At 66.1% G+C, this 6289-nt stretch carries 5 protein-coding genes; 4 read left to right on the top strand and 1 reads right to left on the bottom strand.

The genetic code is table 11. From position 1 onward, the window contains the following. On the top strand, window positions 1-699 hold a 699-nt coding region (locus TVC13_RS17750; RefSeq protein ID WP_422402456.1), incomplete at its 5' end, for a CG0192-related protein. 43 nt (window positions 700-742) lie between these two features. On the opposite strand, the gene TVC13_RS17745 is transcribed toward TVC13_RS17750, so the two are convergent. Continuing rightward, window positions 743-1393, bottom strand: a complete 651-nt coding sequence (locus TVC13_RS17745; RefSeq protein ID WP_422402455.1) for a vitamin K epoxide reductase family protein — start codon at window positions 1391-1393, stop codon at window positions 743-745. A gap of 422 nt (window positions 1394-1815) precedes the next feature. On the opposite strand from TVC13_RS17745, the gene TVC13_RS17740 reads away from it, so the two are divergent. From TVC13_RS17740 to rpmA, 3 genes are all read left to right on the top strand, one after another. After that, window positions 1816-5217 carry an Rne/Rng family ribonuclease gene (locus tag TVC13_RS17740; RefSeq protein ID WP_422402454.1) on the top strand — a complete coding sequence of 1134 codons (3402 nt, stop codon included), beginning with the start codon at window positions 1816-1818 and terminating at the stop codon, window positions 5215-5217. Between the two features lie 368 nt (window positions 5218-5585). After that, a complete protein-coding gene (rplU, locus tag TVC13_RS17735; protein WP_055240883.1) occupies window positions 5586-5897 on the top strand; it encodes a 50S ribosomal protein L21 in 312 nt (103 codons plus the stop codon). A 93-nt stretch (window positions 5898-5990) separates the two neighbouring features. After that, on the top strand, window positions 5991-6248 hold the full coding sequence (rpmA, locus tag TVC13_RS17730; RefSeq protein WP_055240884.1) for a 50S ribosomal protein L27: 258 nt from the start codon (window positions 5991-5993) through the stop codon (window positions 6246-6248). Window positions 6249-6289 lie beyond the last annotated feature (41 nt).

The following is a 6289-nucleotide window of genomic DNA, read 5'->3' as shown; positions in this document are numbered from 1 at the left end:
CCCGCCACGGGTGCCGGCCTCCTGTACATTCGGCGTGCTCTGGCTAGGCTGGGGCCCATGGCACTCATCTACAAGGCTGACCTGCACCCGTCAAAAATGGAACTGGTTTCCGGCTGGCTTCCCGCTGCTCCGTGGTTTCCCAACAGCGGCGCCGCAGATGCCCAGGCTGAGCCGCTGGCCGCTTACCGGTTTGATGACCCTCAGGGCCAGGTGGGGATGGAGACCCACATCGTGCGCTGCGGAGAGCACACCCTGCAGGTTCCGCTGACCTACCGCCCCGAGCCGCTGGAGGGCGGTGACGGGTACCTGGTGGGCACCCTGGAACACTCGGTGCTGGGCAGGCGCTGGGTCTATGACGCGTGCGGTGATCCGGTCTACATCAATGCCTTCGCCGCGGCGGTGGTCGACGGCGTGGGCCAGGCCCCTCTGTACGTCGAGGAAAACGGGGTCCGCCATGAACTGCCGCAGTCCATGGAACTGGAGACCAGCGGGATGCCCGACGGCGAAGAACTCGTGGAAGCACCCGAACGGGAACCCGCCGGGTGGACGGTCACGCTAATGCACCGGGACGGCTGGGAACTCTCCCTGGTCCGCGTGCTTGACCTGGGCGGCCGCGCCGCGCCGCCGCCGTCGCTGGTTGGCACGTGGGAGGGCCAGCGCGAACCGGCTGTCCTTGGCTGGGCGCTTCCTCTCGGGTAGGGAAGGCCGCCGGGCCAGGACCGGGCCAGCCGCCCGGGTCCGGCTAGCTGCCGAGGAATGAATTCATGAACCGGAAGAAGATCGACGCAGCGGTTGCTACCCACAGCAGTGCCGTGATGGCCCACGCCCACTCGGAGAGGAAACGCACGAGGCCGGCGGGCGCCGGAATCACTCCGTGGGCCAGGTTGCGGACCGTGGTGAAAACGAAAAGCGGGATCATGGCCGTCCACACGACGATGCAGTAGATGCACAGTACGTAGATGTCGAAAAGGGCCTGGCTCCAGAGCCAGACCACAAACACCATGCCCAGGGTGACACCGGCCTGCACCGCGGCCCAGTACCAGCGGCTAAACCGCGCCCCGGCAAGCATGGACATGGCAACGGTGATCATGACGGCGAACGCCACGATGCCGATCAGCGGGTTCGGAAACCCGAACAGGGCGGCCTGCCAGGTCTGGAAGACGGTTCCGCAGGAGACCCAGGGGCTGATATCGCAGCTGGTGATATAGGAGGAATCCGCGTACACGCGCAGGCGCTCAATGACCAGGATTCCCGAACCCAGCCAGCCAATGACCGAGGTGATGAGAACCAGCCACGCGAACGGCCTCTGCTGAACGGACCGGGCAAGCCCAGCTTCGCTGGTCCTGCCATCCTGATCGGCGCCGGTGGTGGTGCTGGTGGGACTGACTGGCACGCGCTGCTCCTTTGGCCGGATATCGGTGGTCCGATTCTATGTGGTGCTAGAGACCTATTTGACCTCCGTGTGAGATAATGGCTTTGGCTGGTGTCGGATCCACATTCCGTCATCGGTCCAGCGACAGGCTTCCGGTGCTGTTGGCGATGCTTCCCAAGAAGGAATGCCCATCAATCCGGATGGGGCAGGGGAATCCGCCGAACAGCCCTACCACAGCCCAAACGCCTAGCCGTTCCGAGCAGGTAGCAGGAAAAGCGCCGCTGGTCTTGCGAGTGATGCCGCGCCCTCACGATGGTGCGACCTCGGAAGACATTTAGACGACTTCCGGCTGGCGCTGGCTCCGATGCCCCCGCACAGCCGATACATTGCCCTCCGGGCATTGGAATGTGGCCAGTGCCGCGGGGGCCGGAGCATAGCTGTATATGAATACTGATCGCACAACAGAAGACGCAGTCGATCCCGCCGCAGGGGTTTCCGCACCCGCTGAGGCGGCGCAGACGGAGGCAGAAGCGGCACCTGCCGTGAAAGCACCGGCAAAGCGCGCACCGCGTGCCCGCCGGAAGCCGGCAGCTGCCGCGGAGGCCGTAGCCGGCGCGGAAGATACGCAGGAACCGGCACTGATCCAGACTCCGGCCGAAGCCGAATCCGCCGAAGCAGCCGCTGAACCCGCAGCCAAGCCGAAGCGGACACGTGCGCCCCGCCGCAAGCCCGCCGCCGAGACCAGCGCCGAAGAAACCCCGGCCGGAGCAGAAGCCCCTGTTGCCGCCGTGAATGCTGTTGCCGCAGAAAGCGCTGATGCCGCTCCTGCCGCTGAAGAGTCCGCCGTCGAAGCGCCGGCAAAGACGGTCCGGCGCCGCCGTGCACCGGCGAAGAAGGCTGCTGCCGAAACCGCACCCGCAGAGAGCGCGGGAGCAGACACCGGCACTGCCGCCCAGGATGCAGGCACCCCCGCTGAAGCCGCGGGCAGCGAGGAAGCTGCCGAGCCCGCACCCGCCAGGACGCGTACCCGCCGTCGTGCCACTGCCAAGGCAGGGTCCGCCACTGTCTCCGCGCCGGCTGTCGGCGCGGAAGGTGCGGCGACGAACACCGATACTGCTGAGGCAGCCGTTCCCGCTCCGGCCGCCGAGCCGGAAACAGCAGTGGATGCTGCGAGTGACACACCCGCTGAGGGTGCCGCACCTGAGGGCAGCACCAAGCCGGCCAAGTCTTCGGTCCTTGACCCCTTCGCCATTCCTGAATCTCCGACGTCGGTCCTCTTCCACGCACCGGATCTCACTGCAGTGCAGGCGCTGGCCGCCGCAGCAGCAGACGCCGAGCCGGACGAAGACGAGGACTCCGACGACGAGGGCCGCGATTCCAACCGGTCCCGCCGCAGCCGCCGCCGCAGCCGGGGACGTTCACGCACCGAAGGCGAAAGTGCCGCACAGACCGAAGGCGCCGAGTCTGCCGACGCCGACGAGGAGAACGCTGAGGGCGTGACCTCCCGCCGCCGCCGTCGCCGCCGCCGCGGGGACGCCGACCTTGAACTGACCGGCGGATCCGACGACGATCCGCCCAACACGGTGACCCGCGTCCGCGCCCCGCGCGCCCACGCTGAGGCACCCGTCAGCGACCGCGTCACTTCCGTCAAGGGTTCCACCCGACTTGAGGCCAAGAAGCAGCGCCGCCGCGAATCGCGCGAGTCCGGCCGGCGCCGCCACGTCATCACCGAGGCGGAGTTCCTGGCCCGCCGCGAATCCGTTGACCGGCAGATGATCGTCCGCCAGCGTGACGACAGGATCCAGATCGGCGTCCTCGAGGACGGCGTCCTGGCGGAGCACTTCGTCTCCAACACCCAGCAGGACTCGCTGATCGGCAACGTCTACGTCGGCAAGGTCCAGAACGTGCTGCCCAGCATGGAAGCCGCCTTCGTTGACATTGGCCGCGGCCGCAACGCAGTGCTCTACGCCGGTGAGGTCAACTGGGATGCCGCCGGCCTGGACGGCCAGCCGCGCCGCATCGAACTGGCCCTGAAGTCCGGGGATTCAGTCCTGGTCCAGGTCACCAAGGACCCGGTGGGCCACAAGGGTGCCCGCCTGACCAGCCAGATCTCCCTCCCCGGACGCTACCTGGTGTACGTTCCGGGCGGCTCCATGACCGGTATCTCGCGCAAACTTCCGGACGTGGAACGCAACCGGCTCAAGAAGATCCTCAAGGACCACCTTCCGCAGAACGCCGGCGTCATCGTGCGCACCGCAGCTGAAGGCGCTTCCGAGGAAGAGCTGATGAATGACATCAACCGCCTCCGCGCCCAGTGGGAGAACATCGAGGCGAAGGCCAAGTCCACCAAGACCCTCCCGCCGGAACTGCTGTACGGAGAGCCGGACCTCACCATCAAGGTGGTCCGCGACGTCTTCAACGAAGACTTCTCCAAGCTCATCGTTTCCGGTGAGGAAGCCTGGGACACCATCGAGGCCTACGTAACCTACGTGGCTCCGGACCTGGTTGGCCGGCTCGAGAAGTGGACCAAGGACGAGGACATCTTTGCCGCCAGCCGCATCGACGAACAGATCGCCAAGGCCCTGGACCGCAAGGTCTTCCTGCCCTCCGGCGGTTCGCTGGTGATCGACCGCACTGAAGCCATGACCGTGGTGGACGTGAATACCGGTAAGTTCACCGGCAGCGGCGGCAACCTCGAGGAAACCGTCACCAAGAACAACCTGGAAGCCGCGGAGGAGGTAGTCCGCCAGCTGCGCCTGCGGGACATCGGCGGCATCATCGTCATCGACTTCATTGACATGGTGCTCGAGGCCAACCGGGATCTTGTGCTGCGCCGCCTGGTCGAGTGCCTGGGCCGCGACCGCACCAAGCACCAGGTTGCGGAGGTCACCTCGCTGGGCCTGGTCCAGATGACGCGAAAGCGCATGGGCACCGGCCTGCTGGAAGTCTTCGGCGAAGAGTGCGAACACTGTGCCGGCCGCGGCGTCATCACCCACGACATCCCCGTGGAGCACCGCCGCAGCACCAGCCACGCTGTATCTGAAGACAACCACTCCCAGCACCTGAAGCAGGAGAAGGCTTCCCGCGGTGAACGCAAGCGCCGCAGCCGCGGAGGACAGAACCAGAACCAGGGCCAGAACCAGCAGCCGCCCGCGGCTCCGGTGGAACAGCCAAAGGTGGAAGAACCCCAGGCTGACGATGCCGAGCGCGCAGCAAAGGCCGAAGCCGCACGCGCGGCACTGGCGACCATTGCCGCCGCCACTGCAGCAGCGCACGACGCCGGAACCTCCTCGGAGCAGGACGGAAACACGGCTTCGGACCAGACGCCGGACAAGGACTCCGGCGGCAGCACAGAAGAGAAGCCGCTGATCCGTGAACCGCAGGACGAGGACGTGCCGGCCGAGGCCGGGGCAATCCTGCGAATCCAGGGTGAAACCGTAGTGGTTCCGCGCCGTGAACGGCGCCGCCCGGTCCGCCAGGACGTCCAGCTGACTCTTGAGAGCCTCACTGAGGCGTTCAACGAGGTTTCGCCGGTCTCCCGCGAACCTCAGGCCCCGAAGGCTGAACCGGTGTCCGACGGCGGCAGCGCCCCGGCCAGCGGCAACGGCAACGGCAAGGAAGCGGCTCCGGCTGCTGCCGAACCCGCACGGCGCCCCCGCCGCCGGCGTGCCGCACGCAGCCCGCAGGGTTCGGCTGATGCACAGATCATCAAGGCAGGTTCTGAGGACAGCTCCGGCGCCCAGGGCAGCAGTACCACCGCGGTTGCCGCAGCTCCGGCAGCGCCGCGAACTGAGGCCGCGGCTCCGGTGATCCTCGGCGTCGGCGTCCCGGCTTCCGACCTCTAGCAGCAGCGTCCGCAGCACCAGAGCAGCTCCCGCCCGCCAAGGGCCGGGAGCTGCTCTGGTTTAGCGGTTTTCCGCTGCCATGCGGGCAGGGGCGGGCGGCCCGCATGGCAGCGGTTCGGGGCAGTCCGGGAGTGCTATAGAATGGTAGTCAGCGCAGTGACGTCCCCAGTACGGCCGGAGGATGGCACGCTGGGCCTGCCGTGCATTTGCGGCATGCGGGTTCCTTAGCGTAGCCTTGAACTTCGGTGCGAACGCCTTCTAAGCCGTTATTCGGTACAGGGCGTGACTGCATGGCGCAAGCCGGACACATTGATGGTCCGGGGAAGTGCGCATCCAAGTATTAAACGTCGAGAGAAGTGAGTTCCCAAGTGGTGTACGCGATTGTCCGCGCTGGCGGCCGCCAAGAAAAGGTTTCCGTCGGAGACCTCGTAACCCTGGACCGCGTCCCCGGTGGAGCCGGTAGCACCTTTGAGCTGCCTGCCCTGCTTTTGGTTGATGGCGACAAGGTCACCTCTGCCGCCAAGGACCTGGCCAAGGTTACGGTTACGGCAGAAGTTATCGAAAACTTCCGGGGTCCGAAGATTGTCATCCAGAAGTTCAAGAACAAGACCGGTTACAAGAAGCGTCAGGGCTACCGCTCCTCGCTGACCAAGGTCAAGGTCACCTCCATCAACTCCTGATTCCTAACGTCCGGGACCGCCTGGTTCCAGACCGCGGGAGTTGTGCCCGCACCTAGGCATCAAAGTCAGTCATAGCAAAGGCAGGATTAGAAAATGGCACATAAGAAAGGTGCGAGCTCTACTCGCAACGGCCGCGACTCCAACGCTCAGTTCCTGGGCGTAAAGCGCTTCGGCGGCCAGGTCGTCAAGGCCGGCGAGATCATCGTTCGCCAGCGTGGCACCCACTTCCACCCCGGCGCAGGCGTTGGCCGCGGTGGAGACGACACGCTGTTCGCCCTGGAGGCAGGCGCTGTTGAGTTCGGCAGCCGTCGTGGCCGCCGCGTCGTGAACATCGTCGCAGCCGCCGAGTAATTTCGGCACACAGCTTTTCCGGTGGGGCGGGCCATCTGGCC

Origin of the sequence: Arthrobacter sp. 3Tela_A, from assembly GCF_049311025.1 — a bacterium.
Classification (GTDB): Bacteria; Actinomycetota; Actinomycetes; order Actinomycetales; family Micrococcaceae; genus Arthrobacter_B.
The sequence above is the reverse complement of the archived record's forward strand: the minus strand, read 5'-3'. Positions and strand labels throughout refer to the sequence as shown.

Excerpts from the sequence above, each read along its gene's own strand:
- TVC13_RS17740 (WP_422402454.1), top strand. The coding sequence starts at position 1,816 with ATGAATACTGATCGCACAACAGAAGACGCAGTCGATCCCGCCGCAGGG.
- rpmA (WP_055240884.1), top strand. The coding sequence starts at position 5,991 with ATGGCACATAAGAAAGGTGCGAGCTCTACTCGCAACGGCCGCGACTCC.